The sequence below is a fragment of the Rhizobium leguminosarum bv. viciae genome, from assembly GCF_012276115.1.
Lineage (GTDB): Bacteria > Pseudomonadota > Alphaproteobacteria > Rhizobiales > Rhizobiaceae > Rhizobium > Rhizobium leguminosarum_T.
On sequence record NZ_WIEU01000028.1, the window covers coordinates 1 to 18,181 of the forward strand.

The following is an 18,181-nucleotide window of genomic DNA, read 5'->3' on the forward strand; positions in this document are numbered from 1 at the left end:
CCCAAGCGCGTCGCCCTCACAGCCATCATGCGCAAGATCATCACCATCGCAAACGCCCGCGTCAGAGACGCCGTGCGACACCAAAATGAAATAGGGAAGATCAACGCATAAACTGACTTGGTGAGGGTGAGCAAGCATCTGCCGGATCGAGTGCCCAATGACCTCGGGTAAGAGCGAAGCTCGTCGCCAAACACCAAAAAGGCCCCGCATCCGCGGGACCCTTCCAGTTCGGCCTATCGGACGACGTTACATCCAGTAGGGCGGCACGCCGTAGTAATCATAGACCCGGCGGCCGTTGTCGTTGTACCAGGTGTCGTCATCGTCCGAATAGCTCGGGGCGCCTTCGATCTGCGCCTTGGTCAGGTCGATGCGATAGCCATCCAGCTGGGTGTCGTAGTTCAGCTTTTCCCAGGGAAGCGGATAGTGATCGTTGCCGATGCCCAGGAAGCCGCCGAAGCTCAGCACGGCATAGGCAACGCGGCCGTCGCGCTTTCCGATGATCAGGCGTTCAATCGAGCCGATATGCCTACCGTCGGCACCATAGACGCGGGTGCCTTCGACACGGTCGCTGGCGATCAGCGACGGTGTATCCTTGACATTCGGGTCGCGGCGGTTGGCGTCGGTATCCTGGTTCAACATTGTGTACCTCCTTCTTGGTGTTCCTCATTAAGAGTGTGCAGGATCAACGCCATGGCGGACTCAAAGTTCCCACTCTCCCCAAGATCGCGCGACACCGGAATGTTGACGTTTACGTCAAGGTTAGTATAGCTTCATTCGGCTTGAACCGTTCAGGCAATGGCATAAGCTGCCGGACTGGAAGATGGAGGACTCTTCCAGTCAATTGCGGGCCAGTCGATTGCTGGCTCGGTGGCGGCAGCAAGGGAGAGAGGACAAAGATGAACAGCATTTCCGTCCATCCGAACGGAGCCAAGCCCGACAAACCGTGGCTTGCCAGCTATCCCGATATCGTTCCGGCAGAGATTCCGCCGCTGGAATATGCCTCGCTTGCCGAACTGCTCGAAAAATCCTGCGTCCGTTACGCCGACCGGACCGCCTTTTCCAGCATGGGCAAGACGATGCGTTACCGCGAGCTGGAGAGCCAGACGCGCAAACTCGCCGCCTGGCTGCAAAGCACCGGCCTTCAAAAGGGCGACCGCGTCGCCGTGATGATGCCGAACGTGCTGCAGAACCCGATCGCGACCTATGCCATCCTGCGCGCCGGCCTGGTGGTGGTGAACGTCAACCCGCTCTATACGCCGCGCGAACTCGAACACCAGTTGAAGGATTCCGGCGCCAAGGCGATCTTCGTGCTGGAGAATTTTGCCCGCACCGTCGAGCAGGTCCTTAACAAGACCGACCTTCGCCATGTTGTCGTCACCTCGCTCGGAGAAATGCTGGGACCGAAGGGGCTGATCGTCAATTTCGTCGTGCGCAAGGTGAAGAAGCTCGTTCCCTCCTGGTCGATCCCTCAGCACAAGAGCTTCGGCCAGGTACTGCGCGAAGGTGCGGGAAAAGAGCTCCAGCCGCTTACGCTTGTTGGCAGCGATATCGCCTTCCTGCAATATACCGGCGGCACGACGGGCGTTGCCAAGGGCGCGGTGCTGACGCATGAGAACCTGCTCGCCAACAAGGCGCAGCTGTCGCTTTGGCTGCGATCGGCCTTCGAGCGCAAGAAAGAGCCGGAGGTGCTGAATTTCCTCTGCGCCCTGCCGCTCTACCACATCTTTGCGCTGACGGTGAATTCGCTGATGGGCATGTCGCTTGGCGCCCACAATATCCTGATCGCCAATCCGCGCGACATTCCCGGTCTCGTCAAGGAATTCGAAAAATCGAAGGTGCATATCTTCCCCGGCCTCAACACGCTGTTCAATGCGCTGATGAACAATGCCGATTTCGCCAAGCTCGATTTTTCCTCGCTGATCATGTCGCTCGGCGGCGGCATGGCCGTCCAGCGCCCGGTCGCCGAACGCTGGCTGAAGATGACAGGCACGGCGGTGACGGAGGGTTACGGCCTTTCCGAGACATCGCCTGTTGCCACCGCCAACCGCTTCGATTCGCCGGAGTTCACCGGCTCGATCGGGCTGCCGCTTCCCTCCACCGACCTCGATATCCGTGACGAGGAAGGCAATTCGCTGCCGCTCGGCGACGTCGGCGAGATCTGCATCCGCGGGCCGCAGGTGATGGCCGGCTACTGGCAGAAGCCGGAGGAGACGGCACGGGTGATGACCGACGACGGCTACTTCCGCTCGGGCGACATGGGTTTCATGGACGATCGCGGCTATACCAAGATCGTCGACCGCAAGAAGGACATGATCCTGGTCTCCGGCTTCAACGTCTATCCGAACGAAATCGAGGAAGTCGCCGCCATGCATGCCGGCATCCTCGAAGCCGCGGCCATCGGCGTGCCGGACGGACATTCGGGTGAGGCGGTGAAGCTCTTCGTCGTCAGGAAGGATCCGAACCTGACGGAAGCCGAAGTGAAAGCCCATTGCATCGCCAACCTCACCAACTACAAACGCCCGCGCTTCATCGAATTCCGCACCGAGCTGCCGAAGTCGCCGGTCGGAAAGATTCTGCGCAAGGACCTGCGTGGCTGAATTTGACGATCTGATGAATTAGAGGCTTTCCTAAGGGGCCATCCGCTTGCCGCGGGTGGCTTTTTTCTATTTCGGCAGGTGGCTGAACTTGATTTGCGGGTGAGAAAGCGAATAGTTTCCGCAACCTTTCCGCCTCCAAAGGAGCCTCCCATGAACGCCATCGTCGAACAGCTGAAAAGCACCGCTGATGCCACCAAGGCAACCGATATCCGTGCCGCCTTCGCCGCCGATTCGCAGCGCTTTTCGCGCTTTTCCGTCGCGCTTGACGACCTGCTGATGGATTTTTCCAAGACGGCGGTGAATGACGACATCCTCAAGCTCTTGGTGAAGCTCGCCGAAGAAGGCGGTGTCGAGACGAAGCGCGAGGAAATGTTCTCCGGCAAGGCGATCAATTTCACCGAGGATCGCGCCGTTCTGCACACCGCATTGCGCAACCGTTCCAACACGCCGGTTCTGGTCGACGGCAAGGACGTCATGCCCGACGTCAATGCGGTGCTTGCCGCCATGGGCAAGTTTGCCGCCGACGTCCGCTCCGGCACGCTGAAGGGTGCGACCGGCAAGGCAATCACCGATGTTATCAATATCGGCATCGGCGGCTCGGATCTCGGCCCTGTCATGGCGACGCTGGCGCTTGCTCCCTTCCATGACGGTCCGCGCGCGCATTTCGTCTCCAATATCGACGGCGCCCATATCGCCGATATCCTGAAGCTGGTGCAGCCGGAAACGACGCTGTTCATCGTTGCCTCGAAGACCTTCACCACCGTCGAGACGATGACCAATGCGCAGACGGCGCGCAATTTCATCGCCAAGGCGCTCGGCGAAGCGGCCGTGCAGCACCACTTCGCCGCCGTCTCGACGGCGCTCGACAAGGTCGCCGCCTTCGGCATCGACAGCGCCCGCGTCTTCGGCTTCTGGGACTGGGTCGGCGGCCGTTACTCGATCTGGTCGGCGATCGGCCTGCCGCTGATGATCGCCGTCGGGCCGGAGAATTTCGGCAAATTCCTCGACGGCGCCCATGCCGTCGACAATCATTTCCGTAAGGCGCCGATTACTGAGAACCTGCCGATACTGCTCGGCCTGATCGGCTTCTACCATCGCAACGTGCTCGGCTATCCCACCCGCGCCATCCTGCCCTACGACCAGCGCCTGTCGCGCTTCCCGGCCTATCTGCAGCAGCTCGACATGGAATCGAACGGCAAGGGCGTCACCATCGACGGCACGCCGGTCGAAGGCAATTCCGGCCCGGTCGTCTGGGGCGAGCCCGGCACCAACGGCCAGCACGCCTTCTACCAGCTCATCCATCAGGGCACGAGCATCATCCCGGCCGAGTTCATGATCGCCGCCAACGCCTTCGAGCCGGAGCTGCGCCACCAGCACCAGCTCTTGATCTCCAACGTTCTCGCCCAGTCGGAAGCGCTGATGAAGGGGCGCACCTTCGCAGAAGCCAAGAAGCAGCTGACCGACAAGGGCATGGACGACAAGAAGGCCGATTTCATCGCGCCGCACCGCGTCTTTACCGGCAACCGGCCGTCGATCACCTTCGTCTACGACAAGCTGACGCCCTATGCGCTCGGCCGGCTGATCGCGCTTTACGAACACCGCGTCTTCGTCGAAGGCGTGCTCTTCCGCATCAACTCCTTCGACCAGTGGGGCGTCGAGCTCGGCAAGGAACTGGCGACCGGCCTGCTGCCGGTCGTCGAAGGCAAGGAAAGTGCGGCATCGCACGACTCCTCGACGCAGGGCCTGGTTGCGGCACTGGTGAAGCTTGCGAAGTAAGCGCTCGAGATTGCCCTCCACCCTAGCCCTCTCCCCGTTCTGGGAGAGGGGACGTGCCCTGCGAGAGGCGAGTGAGGAACGGAGAGGTCACGGCATATTCCCTTCTCCCCGTCAGAACGGGGAGAAGTGCCGGCAGGCGGATGAGGGGCGGACGCTGGCTCCTGTCTCAAAGGCCGATCCCACGCGCCCAGTGCTGACTGCCGCCAACATCGTCATTGCGCCGCAAATGATGAACTAATATCAGCGGGCCTGATGCATCCGCACGATGGGCTTCGTTAAGCGAAACCGGATTGAACGTTCTTCTAATCAAAAATTGTAGAATGAATTCTTTCAATTCGAGGGAATCGCCCTAGATTCAAGCAAAATCTGTGCAAAAGATGCTCCGTTCGTTGTTCCCTTGGGCCGCTCGCGTCCCGGTCGGCTGCGTTCATGTCGGCGCCTTCACTGCATGGTCCCTGCCCAAGTTCAGGAGATGTCTCAAGACGCTCGTCACGCAGCGTTTTCATGTCTCATCTCCTTTAAAGGAAGCTCATGAGCCGTCTTGTCGTCGTTTCAAATCGTGTTCCCATGCCGGCCAAAGATGGGAGCGCCGCTGCCGGCGGCCTGGCCGTCGCGCTGCAGGCAGCCCTGCAGGAGCGTGGCGGCATCTGGATGGGATGGTCGGGCGAATCGAGCGGGGACAGAGATCCTGGCCCGCTGTCGCAACTGCAGAAGGGCAACATCACCTATGCGCTGACCGATCTCACCGACACCGACGTCGAGGAATATTATCGCGGTTTTGCAAACCGTGTTCTCTGGCCCATCTGCCATTATCGACTGGATCTCGCCGAATATGGCCGTAAGGAAATGGCCGGCTATTTCCGCGTCAACCGCTTCTTCGCACACAGGTTGGCGCCGATGATCGAGCCGGACGACATCATCTGGGTTCATGATTACCACCTCATCCCGCTGGCAGCCGAACTCCGCCAAATGGGGCTGAAAAACCGGATCGGCTTCTTCCTGCATATTCCCTGGCCGCCGGCCGACATTCTCGTCACGATGCCCGTCCATGAGGAAATCATGCGTGGGCTCTCGCATTACGATCTCGTCGGCTTCCAGACCGACTACGACCTCCAGAACTTTGCCGGGTATCTCAGAAGAGAGGGAATTGGCGACGACCTCGGAAATGGATTGTTCGATTCCCATGGGCGGATATTCAAGGCCGGCGCCTATCCGATCGGGATCGAAACTGCTGGTTTCGCCGAGTTCGCCGAGAGAGCCGCAAACAATATCATGGTACAGAAGACCCGGCGCAGCGTTGAAGGCCGGGACATGATCATCGGGGTCGACCGCCTCGATTATTCGAAGGGCATCATTCAGCGACTGGAAGCGTTCGAACGCTTCCTCACCAGCAATCCTGCCTACCAGAACAAGGTCACCTATCTGCAGGTCACGCCAAAATCGCGATCGGAAGTTCCCGAATACGAGCATATGCAGAAGATGGTCGCCGAACAGGCCGGCCGCGTCAACGGTGCCATCGGGACGGTCGACTGGGTGCCGATCCGCTATGTCAACCGATCGATCAGCCGCAACGTGCTTGCCGGTCTCTACCGGCTGGCGACGATCGGGCTGGTCACGCCGTTGCGCGACGGCATGAACCTCGTCGCCAAGGAATATGTCGCCGCTCAGGATCCCGATCGCCCGGGCGTATTGGTGCTATCGCGCTTCGCCGGCGCGGCTCGCGAGTTGAAGGGTGCGCTGCTGGTCAATCCTTACGATGTCGAAGGCACTGCCAATGCCATCGCCCGGGGCCTTTCCATGTCGCTGGAGGAGCGCCGCGACCGCTGGAGCATGATGATGGAGCATCTGCTGTCTCACGACGTCTCACTTTGGTGCAAAAACTTCCTGCGGGATCTGGTGCCTGCTCCCGAGCTTCGTTCGGAGCGTGACCCCGGATAGTCTCCTGGTCGGTCGGCGACGGCCAGTCCTCGCGCATCCTACCCTTCGGCCGCACCGTCCTTCGGATCCCCTGGGGGAGAAGAGGGAATGGAGACGTTGCCGCGTATCTCTTCTCCCCTCGGGGAGAAGGTGCCGGCAGGCGGATGAGGGGCACGGCACAACCACTCATCGCCGAACCCAGCAGAAGCGTTGTTAAGACCGGCTTCGCCGCCCCCATCCGCCCTACGGGCACCTTCTCCCCGCTCATCCGCCCTACGGGCACCTTCTCCCAATCGAGAGGTTGCGGCTTAAGCGTTAAAGCCCGATCTCGCGCGCCCAGGGCGGATTGGCGCCGGCGCGGGAGACGGTGACGGCGGCGGCTTTGGCGCCGAGGGTCAGGGCGTTGCGCAGCGCCTGCTCATCCAGCGAGGCGACTTGGCGCTTGGTCAGCAGATTGTCCATCTTCAGCGACGCCAGGATGCCGGCATCGAAGGTATCGCCGGCGCCGACCGTGTCGACTACGGTGACGCGCTCGCTCGGCACCGTTACCTTGCGATCCCTGGTATAACCGGAAGCGCCTTCCGCGCCCTTGGTGATGACGACGAGCTTGGCGCCGTGGTTCAGCCAATGGGCGGCGAGCGTATCGTGATCGCCCTGCAGGCCGAACCATTCGAGATCCTCGTCGGAGAATTTGACGATGTCGGATTTGCCGGCCATGCGCTTGATGCGGGCCATATGCGACGGCTTGTCCTTGATGAAACCGGGACGGATATTCGGATCGAGCGAGATGACGCGGTGAGCTGCTTCGCGGTCGAGCAGGGCTTCGTAGGTTTCGCCGCAGGGGCTGGGGATCAGGCTGATCGCGCCGAAATGCAGCGCCTCGCAATCATCGCCGAGAACAGGCAGGTCGGCCGTAGTGATCATCCGGCCGGCAGTGCCCTCGTCGTAGAAGGCATAGGTCGCCTGGCCGTTCACCAGCTTGACGAAGGCGATGGTCGAGGGACGCGGGGTGATGGCGCATGGGCTGTAATCGACATTGCTCGCCTTCAGCGTCTCGAGCAGGATTTCGCCCATCATGTCATCGGCAATGCCGGTGAAGAAGGCGGTGGGGATGCCGAGGCGGCCGAGCGCGATGGCGGTGTTGAAGATCGCGCCGCCGGCATAGGGGGCAAAGCCCTTTTCGCCGAGGGTGGTATCTCTCGGCAGCATGTCGATCAAGGCTTCGCCGCAGCACAAAATCATCGTATTCCTCCCAACAAAACTTGCACGTTCATCAACCGATTAAGCGAGCTTTTGTCAACTAGCTAGAGCGAAAGCTCACTCACCCCACCATTCCTTCCGGACCAGGCGAGCGGCGCATCGAGGAAGGCCTCGACTTCCGACAGCGTCTTGTCGTCGAAGAGCTTCTGCTCCTTGGCAACGGCCAGAACATTACGCCAAGTGGCGATTTGATGCAGCCTGACCTTGCCGTCGGCAAAGCGCTGTTCGCCAAAAATGCCGTAGAAGAACAGCGCGATGCCGTGATCGACGATGCCGCCGGCGGCACGAACGGCATCGATGAACTTGAACATGCTGCCGCCTGCTGTCGTCAGGTCTTCGATGACCAACACCCTCGACCCTTCCGGCATGTTGCCTTCGATCTGGGCATTGCGGCCATGGCCCTTCGGCTGCTTGCGGACATAGATCATCGGCAGGCCGAGGCGATCGGCCAGCAGGGCGGCGAAGGGAATGCCGGCGGTCTCGCCGCCGGCGATGCAATCGAACTGCTCGAAGCCGGCATCGCGCAGCAGGGTGCTGGCGGCGAAATCCATCACCGTCGAGCGGATGCGCGGGAAGGAGAGCAGCTTGCGGCAATCGATATAGACCGGACTCGCCATGCCGGATGAGAGTTTATAGGGCTGGGCGGCATTGAAATGCACCGCCTTGATCTCCCAGAGCATCTTGGCCAGCAATTCAGCCATCACGGCGCGGTCGGGAAATGTGGTCTGGATCATGCGGCTCTCCTTCGGCTTGGATCCTTGCGGGAATAGCAGCAAGAGCCCGCCGTTTCCAGACGAAAGGCGGGGCTATTGCTGCAGCAAGCGGCCGATATCAACGATCTGCATCTTCTTGAACAGGGCGATCGCCTGGGCGCCCTCCTCCGGATCCAGCGAAACGGCATAACGCACGGCGGCGGCAAGCAACTGCATCGTCAGCCGCGCGATCGCGAGCAGTTCCTTGCGGTCGCGATCCGGCCACAGGCGGAGAAGCACGGCGAGAAATGCCTGGGCATGGAATTCCATGTCCTCGGCATCGACCTGTTGCAGCAGCTTGTCGGTATGGGTCGCATGCCAGATGTCACGCATGACAGGCTCGCGGCGGAAGAAGGCATAATATTCGTCGACGATAGTGGCAAGCGCGCCCTGCAGGGCCGCAGCGTCGGTCACCTTCGCCAGTTCCTCTTCGACGCATCGCCTGCCCTCCTCGTTGAAGCGATCGGCCAATGTGCGGATGATCGAGGTCTTGTCGGGGAAATATTGGTAGAGGGCGCCGAAAGAGAGACCGGCTTTCTCGACAATCTCGCTCATCTTCAGGCCGTCGCTGCCATGGCTCTCGATCAACTGCGAGGCAACGGCGAGAATCTTTTCGAAGCGCTCGCGGCCGCGCTGCTGGCTGGGGATGCGGCGCAGCTGGCCGGTAGACTCCTGCTGGCGCCTGCGTGTTGCGGCCGGCTGCTCGGACATTCTCTCTCCTTTTCGAAGTTGACAAACAAAATAAGAGAGATTATCTCATTTTGCAAATGAGAGAATTTCTCTTGTTTGCAAGTTTGGGAGGAGTTTTGACATGCAGACTTCCGAAATCGTCCTCGTCGGTGGATCGGGAAAGACCGGCGGCCGCATCATCAAGCGTCTGGAAGAGCGCGGCCTCACCGTTCGCGCGGCATCACGCTCCAGCGCACGGCCCTTCGACTGGGAGGACAGGTCGACCTGGCGCGGCGCGCTAGAGGGCGCATCGAGCGCCTATGTCGCCTTCCAGCCGGACCTTGCCGTCGCCTGGGCGGCGGAATCGATCGAAGCGCTCGCCAAGGTCGCCGTGGAATGCGGCCTTGAGCATATCGTGCTGCTGTCCGGCCGCGGCGAAGAAGGCGCGCAACGAAGCGAAGCGGCACTGAAGGCTTCCGGCATAAACACCACGATCCTGCGCGCCTCCTGGTTCTGCCAGAATTTCAGCGAGGGCGCCTTCCTGGAGCAGATCCTCGCTGGCCGCCTGCAATTGCCGGCGGGCGAGGTCAGCGAACCCTTTATCGATGCCGACGACATCGCCGATGCCGCCGTCGCCGCCTTGACCCATCCCAGCCACCGCAACAAGACTTACGAACTGACCGGCCCGCGGGCGCTGACATTCCGCCAGGCGGTCGCCGAGATCGCTCAGGCCGCCGGGCGGCCGATCGAATACGAGCAGGTGTCGATGGCGGATTTCACCGGCGGGCTTGCGGATGCCGGCCTGCCGCAGGGCCTGATCGATCTTCTGGAGGAGCTTTTCGGCCAGGTCCTCGATGGGCGCAATTCCAACGTGATGGGCGGTGTCGCCGAAATTCTAGGCCGTCCCGCAACCGATTTCAGCGAATATGCCCGCCGGACCGCGGCAACCGGACTATGGAGCGCCTGACCATGCAGATCTTTCTCACCCTCTCCCTCGTGGCCGCGGCGATCGGCAGCGGCCTCGTCGCCGGCATCTTCTTCGCCTTCTCGACCTTCATCATGACTGCCTTCTCGCGGATCCCGGCGGAGCAAGGCATTGCGGCGATGAACTCGATCAACGTGACGATCGTCCGCTCGCCCTTCATGGGCCTCTTCGTGCCGACGGCGATCCTCTGCCTCGTCATCGCCGTGCTCGCCCTGATCGACTGGCGCGGCGGGGCATCCTTTCTAATGCTGGCGGGTGCGGCCTTCTATATCTTCGCCGCCTTCCTCTCGACCATCATCTTCAACGTGCCGATGAACGATGCGCTGGCAAAGATCGGCGGCAACGGGACGGAAGCGGTTCAGCTCTGGACCGCCTATCTCAGGGACTGGACGTGGTGGAACCATGTGCGGACCATCGCCTCGCTGCTTGCCTCGGTCGCCTTCGTGCGGGCGCTGATGATCGTTTGAGAAGCAAGCGGAAGAGCTGGCCGCTCCAGCTTATTTGCCAGCATCCCGGCTTCGGAAAGAGCGCCAGGCTGAGATCACAGCGAGCAACAAGAACAGCCCTGCCAAACCGGCCCACAGAGAGCCGCCTTGCGTTAGATTATCACCCTCGGGAGTGAGACAACTGGATAGGGCCTGCGATATGCAATCTCGAAACTTCCAGTACCTTTCATAGAATAACCATCCGAAGACAATCGACAGAAGCGTTAGGACGAAGGCTGGAAGGTATTTCATTTTGTTCCTCTCGGCAGGCATGCCCACGCGACCTCATGGCGCCGTCCCACGCCAACCGCCCCGGGGCGCCGGCATTCAAGAGAGCCTCATCCTGAGGTGCCCCGCAAGGGGCCTCGAAGGACGAGGCGGGCGTTCCGGCGTCGGATCTACGCAGGAAGCAGCGTTGCGGCGTGTCCTTCGAGGCTTCGCCCTGCGGGCTGCGCACCTCAGGATGAGGTACGTTGGAGGGTGCCGCGGCTTGGCTTTCGTCTCGGGAACGGCGCTCACCCCACCCTCATTCCTGTGCCTGTCACAGGAATCCAGTGCGCCCAAGTCCTTGGGCGCGTGAGACTCTTTTGACGGCCGCAGAGAGTCACTCACCGCGCCGACGCGCGGTGGCTGGATTCCTGTGACGAGCACAGGAATGAGGGTGGGGATATGGCGGCGCCTCGCGGCAGCGGCGGCGTGCGTCGCCACAAATCCATTCAGCAACGGTCAGCCTTGAAACAAATTGGAACATGAAGAAAAGAGTTTGCCGGCTTTGTCAGCGGTCGGAGGCAGAGGAGCAATTTCCCCCGCCCTCTTCCGCTATGTCTGTTCGCAAAAAGCGATGCGGTTGCTGAAGGGGTCGGTGACGGTCATCTCGAGGCCCCACGGCGCTTCCTCGACGCCGGGCTTCATGTAGCGGTAGTCCTTGCCTGAGAGTTCGGCGTGATAGGCCCGCACATTGGCGACGCGGACGAAGGCCTTGGCGCCGGGGCTGGCGTCGCCGGAATGTTCGCTCAGGTGCAGCGCCATGCCGTCGCGCGAGACCTGGCAATAGAGCGGGAAGTTTTCGCCGAAGCGGTGCTCCCAATCGAGATGGAAGCCGAGAAAGCCGCGATAGAACTCCATGGCCTTTTCGACCGAGAAGATGCGGAAGATCGGCATCGGCGGCTCGATGCCGATCGCGGATGGGCTCGCCCCTGTCGCATCGATCTTTGCCGAGAGGATATTCCATTGATCGAAGCCGAACTGCCGGGCGACGATTTCGAGCGTCTCGCTGTGGGTGAGAGAAATGTCGCGGTCGGCAAGGGCCTGCCGCAATGTCTTTGCCATGAGCTTGGCATCGCGAAAATCGCGCATGATGTCATCCTTCCGTTGGCGGCAAACAGGAAGATCAGTGCCCGCGTCTGCTGACCCGTTCGCCATCGATCGCCAAACGGCAAGGGATGTGAAGGATGTTGTCTGGATGCATTCACCATAACGCATAAGCGTCGCGGGGCGGCTGGCCGCATCCGGCCGAGGGCGATATTATGAGAGGCTTTATCAGGAATCAAGACGCCGTGCGCGTTGCCTCGACGGGAACCGCCGTGAGGTAACTGGCAAGTTCGACCCGGTTGCGGCCGGCGCGCTTGGCGACGTAGAGAGCCTTGTCGGCGGCACTCAGCATGGCGTCGAAATCCAAGCTCTTCGACCGGCCGGGGGCGACGCCGACGCTGACCGTGCATGTCAGCACCTCGTCGTCGATATGGATCTCGCGCGCTTCGAACGCCCGGCGGATGCGCTCGGCCGTGAGTTCCGCCCGGCCGGGCATGATCTCCTTCAGCACCAGCACGAATTCCTCGCCGCCGAGCCGGGCAGCGGTATCGCCGGCGCGGCAATGGGCCGAAAGTTCGCCGGCGAAGATATTGAGCACGCGGTCGCCGGCGGCATGGCCGAAGCGATCGTTGACGGATTTGAAATGATCAATATCGAAGACGATGACGGCCGTGGTCGTTCCCATCGGGCGCGTGCCGTATTGATCGAAGAGGGCGCGGCGGTTGAGCAGGCCGGTCAGTGGATCGGTGATCGCATCGAGACGGTGACGGGCAGCGAGCCGCCATTGATGCAGCGCCAGCGACAGCGCGCCGATCCCGGTCATGCCGGCGATGCAGACGGCAAGGCTCAGATCTTCGGCCCAGTTGCTGGGGGCTTTGCCGAGCACCAGCTTGCCGTCTGATATCAGCACGGCGGCGCAGAGAACGAAGGAGATCGCCGTCAACGTATAAAGCGCTGTGATGCCGAGGAGCGGCGCCGGTGCTTCGGCCCGGGCGAGCCAGTATTGCCGGGCGGTGGCAAAGAGCAAAAGGGCGATGGCGAGATTATCGGCGATGAAGGCCAGGCCGTCATAACCTGAGAGCATCGGCACGACGGAGAAGATCATCGCCGCAAGCGCACGGATCGCGATGGCAAGGAGAGACACCCGGCCGGTGAGGAATTGTTTGCCTGCACCCCAGATGGTGGCAAAACCGGCATGAAACAGCACGAAATTGGCGATGCCGAGCCACTTCTCCGGCATGCTGACATAGGCGCTATAGACGAAAATGCCGCTGACGACGAGGACAAGGCCGACGGTGGCGGTGAGCAGCACGGTTTCCGAGCGGCGGACAAGCCAGCTGCCCATCAGCGTCACCGCCAGGCAGGCCGCGGAGACGCCGAGCGCCAACAAGAGGGAGTTATAGTCAAGCATCATGCTTTTCAGTCTCCGCAGCTATTGTCGCATCGAATGGCGGCTTACCGACCCGCGAAGAGGAATGTCTTATGCATCCGTTAACAAATGATGCACTGCACAATGCAAATGCTACGCGTTTAACATCGCGTCGAACTTTAAAATGAATATTCTATTTAAAATTGAAATCCAAAAGCTTACGCCTGCTGCATCACCTGCCAGTGCAGGGGAAACATCGGATCGAACACCGTCACCGGACCGGCGCCGGTTTCAATCCTCGCGGGAAAGACAACAGGCTCGGCCTGTCTCGACAGAGTTATGCGCTCCTCGTTCGGCTGCAGCCCATACCAGGCCGGGCCGTTCAGCGACACGAAGGCTTCGAGCCGCTCCAGCGCGCCCTCCTGTTCGAAGACATGGGCGAGGCAGCTCATCGTATTGACCGAAGTATAGATGCCGGCGCAGCCGCAGGCGCATTCCTTCAGCGGATCGACATGCGGGGCGGAATCCGTACCGAGGAAGAAGCGCGAGTCGCCGCTGACGGCCGCGGCGCGCAAAGCCAGCCGGTGGTTTTCGCGCTTGGCGACCGGCAGGCAATAATAATGCGGCCGGATGCCGCCGACGAGGATGGCATTGCGGTTGATGATCAGATGGTGGGTGGTGATCGAGCCGGCGAGATTGCCCTTGGCCGCCTTGATGTAATCGACGCCATTCGATGTCGTCACATGCTCCATCGTCACTTTCAGCTCCGGCAGGCGCTGCCGCAGTGGATCGAGTACGGTCTCGATGAAGACGGCCTCGCGATCGAAGATATCGACGTCAGGCGTCGTCACCTCGCCATGCACGCAGAGCGGCAGGCCAATCTCAGCCATGCGCTCCAGCACCGGCATCGCCTTTTCCATGTCGCGGACGCCGCCATGCGAATTGGTGGTGGCGCCGGCGGGATAAAGCTTGACGGCGGTGATGAGGCCGCTGTTCTTCCCCTCCTCCACGTCATCGGGACTGGTATGTTCTGTGAGATAAAGCGTCATCAGCGGCTGGAAACGATGGCCATCAGGCAAGGCCTTGAGGATGCGCTCGCGATAAACCTTGGCGTCAGCAGTGGTGACGACCGGCGGCACGAGATTGGGCATGATGATGGCGCGGGCGAAGGTGCGGCTCGTATCGGCGATCACGCCCTCCAGCATGGCGCCGTCGCGCAGATGCAGGTGCCAGTCATCAGGACGGCGGATGGTGATCGATTGCATGGCAGGCCTCCGAAGCGATGCGTCTGCGGCCTCGATAGCACTATCTTTTACCTGAAAACAATCGCCGCGGCATCACGCCAGCGCGATCTCCAGCGTCACATCGGCCGGGCGGCGGTTTTCGAGGATCAGCCGGCCGTTCGGCAGGTCATTGTCGTAGACCTTGGCGCTGGCGGCCTCCTCGGTCAGGTTGTAACCGCGCCAGCGCGCCCAGAGCCGCTCCTCCAGCACCTCGATCGGCGGCGCGAGCATGATCGAAAAGTCGAAGACGCCTTCGAGTTCCGCCCATTTGCCGAGCGAAAAGAGCAGATAATTGCCCTCGACGATGATGAAGCGGTGATCGGGGGAAACAGGGCGGGCAGACGCGATGGCGAGTTCGCGGGAACGGTCGAAGACCGGCACCAGAACCTCCTGATCGGCCAGCCTAACGGCGCGGATGATATCGAGGAAACCGCGGACATCGAAGGTCTCGGGGATCCCCTTGCGCGCCAGCAGGCCGCGTTCGATCAGGATGGCGTTGTCCATGTGGAAGCCATCCATCGGCAGGACTTCGGCACTTTCGCCCCTGGCCTTCAGCGCTTCCGCCAGATTGTCGGCCATGGTCGATTTTCCGGCGCCCGGGGGTCCGGCGATGGCGACCAGGAAACGCCTGGAATGGCCGGCGCGGTCAAGCACCTCGCCGGCGATTTCATCGATGCGTGCATTCATGCGGCGACGGGCTCCGTCGGCACCGCCTTGGCGCCGGTCATGAAGGCGACGGCGTCGGACATGGTGTATTCCTTCGGATCGATCACCGTCAGCCGCCGGCCGAGGCGGTGAATGTGGATCCGGTCGGCCACCTCGAAGACATGCGGCATGTTGTGGGAGATCAGCACGATCGGCAGGCCGCGGGCTTTGACGTCGAGGATCAGTTCCAGCACGCGCCGGCTTTCCTTGACGCCGAGCGCTGCCGTCGGTTCGTCCATGATGATGACCTTCGAGCCGAAGGCGGCGGCACGAGCGACCGCGACACCCTGGCGCTGACCGCCGGAGAGCGTTTCCACCGCCTGGTTGATGTTCTGGATGGTCATCAGGCCAAGTTCGGTGAGCTTGTTGCGCGCCAGCTTTTCCATGGCCGGCCGGTCGAGCATGCGGAACATGGAACCGAGTACGCCCGGTTTGCGGATCTCGCGACCGAGGAACATGTTGTCGGCGATCGACAGCGCCGGCGACAAAGCGAGATTCTGATAGACGGTCTCGATGCCGGCTTCGCGCGCTTCCATCGGCGAGCGGAACTGCACCTGCCGGCCTTCCAGTGTGATCACCCCCTCGTCAGGGGTGACGGCACCCGATATCGCCTTGATCAGCGAGGATTTGCCGGCGCCGTTATCGCCGATGACGGCGAGGATTTCACCCGGATAGAGGTCGAAATCGGCATTATCGAGCGCGGTCACGCGGCCATAACGCTTGACGAGACCGCGGGCGGTGAGAAGGGGTTCGCGTTCCATGATTACACCGAAACCTTTCTGATCCACTGATCGATGGCGACGGCGGCGATGATCAGCACGCCTGTCAAAAGGACTTTCCATTGCGGGTCGGCGCCGAGCATGTTGAGGCCCATCGAGACGACGCCGACGATCATGGCACCGAAGAGCGTGCCGAGAATGGAGCCGCGGCCGCCGAACAGCGAAATGCCGCCGATCACCGTCGCGGTGATCGCCTGGAGGTTAAAGTCGGTCACCGCCGAGGACGGCGAGATCGAGCCGTTGCGGCCGATCGAGACCCAGGCGGCCAAGCCGGCGATGACGCCTGATATGGCGTAAACGGTCAGCAGCACCTTCTTGGTCTGAATGCCGGAGAGCTTGGCTGCCTCCGGATCGTCGCCGACCGCATAGACATGCCGGCCCCAGGCGGTGTGATTGAGGACATACCAGAGCACCAGGACGAGCAGCACCATGGCGATGACGCCGAGGGTCAGCACGGCACTGCCGAGCTTGAAGCTCACGGCGAAAAGATGCAGCAGCGGCGCCTTTTCGTCTACGTCGGTGTCGCGGATCGTCTCATTGGCGGAATAGATGAAATTCGTCGCCATGACGATGTTCCAGGTGCCGAGCGTGACGATGAAGGGCGGCAGCTTCATGTAGGCGACGAGGAAGCCGTTCAGCAATCCGCAAAGGCCGCCGACAAGCATGCCGGCTGCGACCGCGATCGGCGTCGGTATGCCGTAGGTGATGGCGACATTGCCCATAATAACCGCCGAGATCACCATGATGACGCCGATCGAAAGATCGATGCCGGCGGTCAGGATGACCAGCGTCTGGGCGGCGCCGAGAATACCGACGATGGCGATCTGCTGCAGGATCAGCGTCAGCGTATAGGACGAGAAGAACCGTCCGCCGATGGTGATCCCGAAGATGATGATCGCCAGCACCAGAACGATCAGCGGCACGGCGGCCGGCGTCGAGTGGAGAAAATGCTGCGCGCGCTTGATCAGCGAGACACTCTCGTGCTCGAAGGAGGCAACGCTCTTGTCGCTGCCGTCGAGGACACGTTCGAATTCCTGTGTTCCGGTCATGGTTCCTCCTCCGCATCCGCGCGCCGAACTCGCGCGGGGGCCGTCACCGATATCCATCCGGTCTTTGATTAGCCGGTTCGTGAGGCGACGGAACATCGTCCGTCGAAAACGGCCGGGGATCAAGCCCCGGCCGATCTGCTTTCAACAATCAGGGCTCAGCCCCAGCACTTGTCCGTGCCTTCCTTGGTGTCGATCGACTTGACGCCGGAAACCGGCTTGTCGGTGACGAGCGAAACGCCGGTGTCGTAGAAGGACTTGCCTTCGGTCGGCTTCGGCTTTTCACCATTGTCGGCGAACTTCTTGATCGCTTCGACGCCAAGGGCTGCCATCATCAGCGGATATTGCTGCGAGGTGGCGCCGATGACGCCTTCCTTGACCGACTTCACGCCCGGGCAACCGCCGTCGACCGAGACGATCAGCACGTTCTTTTCCATGCCGACGGCCTTCAGCGCCTGATAGGCGCCGACCGCGGCCGGCTCGTTGATCGTGTGGATGACGTTGATGCTCGGATCCTTCTGCAGAAGGTTTTCCATGGCCTTGCGGCCGCCTTCTTCATTGCCGTTGGTCACGTCATGACCGACGACGCGCGCGTCGTCCTCGTCGCCGATCTTGTTCGGGTCCTTCGGATCGATGCCGAAGCCCATCATGAAGCCCTGGTCGCGCAGAACGTCGACCGTCGGCTGTGACGGGGTCAGGTCGAGGAAGCCGACCTTGGCATCCTTGGCCTTGTCGCCCATCGTTTCCTTGGCCCACTGGCCGATCAGCTTGCCAGCGAGCAGGTTGTCGGTGGCGAAGGTGGCGTCGGCGGCATCGGCCGGCTCGAGCGGCGTGTCGAGAGCGATGACCAGCAGGCCGGCATCACGGGCCTTCTTGACCGAAGACACGATGCCCTTGGTGTCGGAAGCAGCAATCAGGATGCCCTTTGCGCCGTCGGCAATGCAGCTTTCGATCGCGGCCACCTGGCTTTCGCTGTCACCGTCGACCTTGCCGGCATAGGACTTCAGCGAGACGCCGAGTTCCTTGGCCTTGGCCGTCGCACCTTCCTTCATCTTGACGAAGAAGGGGTTGGTGTCGGTTTTGGTGATGAGGCAGGCAGCCACGTCAGCCGCCATGACAGGAGCGGAAAAGGTGACACCAAGCGCGAGCGCGCCGAAAGCGAGAACAGATTTCTTCATGGAACTCCTCCCAGAGTTTGCCGGCGCCGCCCCTGCGGGGCCGGAAGCTTAAGATATGACACTTCGCCG

Annotated in this window: 16 protein-coding genes and 1 pseudogene; 6 read left to right on the forward strand and 11 right to left on the reverse strand. The window is 61.5% G+C overall.

Annotation, left to right across the window (positions count from 1 at the left end; all coding sequences use genetic code 11):
- Window positions 1-111 (forward strand): annotated as a pseudogene (locus GFM02_RS35790) (IS110 family transposase); the annotation flags it as partial.
- A gap of 135 nt (window positions 112-246) precedes the next feature.
- On the opposite strand, the gene GFM02_RS31070 reads toward GFM02_RS35790, so the two are convergent.
- Window positions 247-639, reverse strand: a complete 393-nt coding sequence (locus GFM02_RS31070) for a PRC-barrel domain-containing protein (RefSeq protein WP_168323798.1) — start codon at window positions 637-639, stop codon at window positions 247-249.
- A 257-nt stretch (window positions 640-896) separates the two neighbouring features.
- Between GFM02_RS31070 and GFM02_RS31075 the strand changes: the two genes are divergently transcribed.
- The 3 genes from GFM02_RS31075 (at window position 897) to otsA (ending at window position 6,311) form a co-directional block, all read left to right on the forward strand.
- On the forward strand, window positions 897-2,597 hold the full coding sequence (locus tag GFM02_RS31075) for a long-chain fatty acid--CoA ligase (protein ID WP_168323799.1): 1,701 nt from the start codon (window positions 897-899) through the stop codon (window positions 2,595-2,597).
- Window positions 2,598-2,747: 150 nt separating this feature from the next.
- Window positions 2,748-4,373 (forward strand): glucose-6-phosphate isomerase, encoded by a 1,626-nt coding sequence (gene pgi, locus GFM02_RS31080; RefSeq protein WP_168323800.1) that lies wholly within the window; start codon window positions 2,748-2,750, stop codon window positions 4,371-4,373.
- Between the two features lie 531 nt (window positions 4,374-4,904).
- Entirely contained in the window at window positions 4,905-6,311 is a 1,407-nt protein-coding gene (otsA, locus tag GFM02_RS31085; protein ID WP_168323801.1) for an alpha,alpha-trehalose-phosphate synthase (UDP-forming), read from the forward strand.
- Between the two features lie 294 nt (window positions 6,312-6,605).
- Here otsA and GFM02_RS31090 read toward each other — a convergent pair whose 3' ends face one another.
- The 3 genes from GFM02_RS31090 to GFM02_RS31100 form a co-directional block, all read right to left on the reverse strand.
- Entirely contained in the window at window positions 6,606-7,532 is a 927-nt protein-coding gene (locus GFM02_RS31090) for a carbohydrate kinase family protein (RefSeq protein ID WP_168272426.1), read from the reverse strand.
- A gap of 62 nt (window positions 7,533-7,594) precedes the next feature.
- Window positions 7,595-8,284, reverse strand: coding sequence for an orotate phosphoribosyltransferase (locus GFM02_RS31095; RefSeq protein WP_168272425.1), 690 nt, complete (start codon window positions 8,282-8,284; stop codon window positions 7,595-7,597).
- 72 nt (window positions 8,285-8,356) lie between these two features.
- Window positions 8,357-9,013, reverse strand: a complete 657-nt coding sequence (locus GFM02_RS31100) for a TetR/AcrR family transcriptional regulator (protein WP_168272424.1) — start codon at window positions 9,011-9,013, stop codon at window positions 8,357-8,359.
- A 100-nt stretch (window positions 9,014-9,113) separates the two neighbouring features.
- On the opposite strand from GFM02_RS31100, the gene GFM02_RS31105 reads away from it, so the two are divergent.
- Both GFM02_RS31105 and GFM02_RS31110 read left to right on the forward strand, forming a co-directional pair.
- On the forward strand, window positions 9,114-9,938 hold the full coding sequence (locus tag GFM02_RS31105; protein ID WP_168323802.1) for an NmrA family NAD(P)-binding protein: 825 nt from the start codon (window positions 9,114-9,116) through the stop codon (window positions 9,936-9,938).
- Window positions 9,926-10,423 (forward strand): DUF1772 domain-containing protein, encoded by a 498-nt coding sequence (locus GFM02_RS31110; protein WP_205930543.1) that lies wholly within the window; start codon window positions 9,926-9,928, stop codon window positions 10,421-10,423. The genes GFM02_RS31105 and GFM02_RS31110 overlap by 13 nt, the downstream gene beginning before the upstream one ends.
- Before the next feature lie 837 nt (window positions 10,424-11,260).
- Here the strand turns inward: GFM02_RS31110 and GFM02_RS31115 are convergent.
- The 7 genes from GFM02_RS31115 to GFM02_RS31145 form a co-directional block, all read right to left on the reverse strand.
- A complete protein-coding gene (locus GFM02_RS31115) occupies window positions 11,261-11,797 on the reverse strand; it encodes a glyoxalase superfamily protein (protein WP_168323803.1) in 537 nt (178 codons plus the stop codon).
- A 190-nt stretch (window positions 11,798-11,987) separates the two neighbouring features.
- A complete protein-coding gene (locus GFM02_RS31120) occupies window positions 11,988-13,166 on the reverse strand; it encodes a GGDEF domain-containing protein (RefSeq protein ID WP_168323804.1) in 1,179 nt (392 codons plus the stop codon).
- Between the two features lie 173 nt (window positions 13,167-13,339).
- Window positions 13,340-14,386, reverse strand: coding sequence for a dihydroorotase (pyrC, locus tag GFM02_RS31125; protein WP_168323805.1), 1,047 nt, complete (start codon window positions 14,384-14,386; stop codon window positions 13,340-13,342).
- Window positions 14,387-14,458: 72 nt separating this feature from the next.
- Window positions 14,459-15,091: a nucleoside triphosphate hydrolase gene (locus tag GFM02_RS31130; RefSeq protein ID WP_168323806.1), complete on the reverse strand. Its 633-nt coding sequence runs from the start codon at window positions 15,089-15,091 to the stop codon at window positions 14,459-14,461.
- Window positions 15,088-15,870: an ATP-binding cassette domain-containing protein gene (locus tag GFM02_RS31135; RefSeq protein ID WP_168323807.1), complete on the reverse strand. Its 783-nt coding sequence runs from the start codon at window positions 15,868-15,870 to the stop codon at window positions 15,088-15,090. Before GFM02_RS31135 ends, GFM02_RS31130 begins: the two co-directional genes overlap by 4 nt.
- 2 nt (window positions 15,871-15,872) lie before the next feature.
- On the reverse strand, window positions 15,873-16,937 hold the full coding sequence (locus tag GFM02_RS31140; RefSeq protein ID WP_168323808.1) for an ABC transporter permease: 1,065 nt from the start codon (window positions 16,935-16,937) through the stop codon (window positions 15,873-15,875).
- Between the two features lie 155 nt (window positions 16,938-17,092).
- Complete coding sequence (locus GFM02_RS31145; protein ID WP_020048287.1) at window positions 17,093-18,112, reverse strand: sugar ABC transporter substrate-binding protein; 1,020 nt, start codon at window positions 18,110-18,112, stop codon at window positions 17,093-17,095.
- Window positions 18,113-18,181 lie beyond the last annotated feature (69 nt).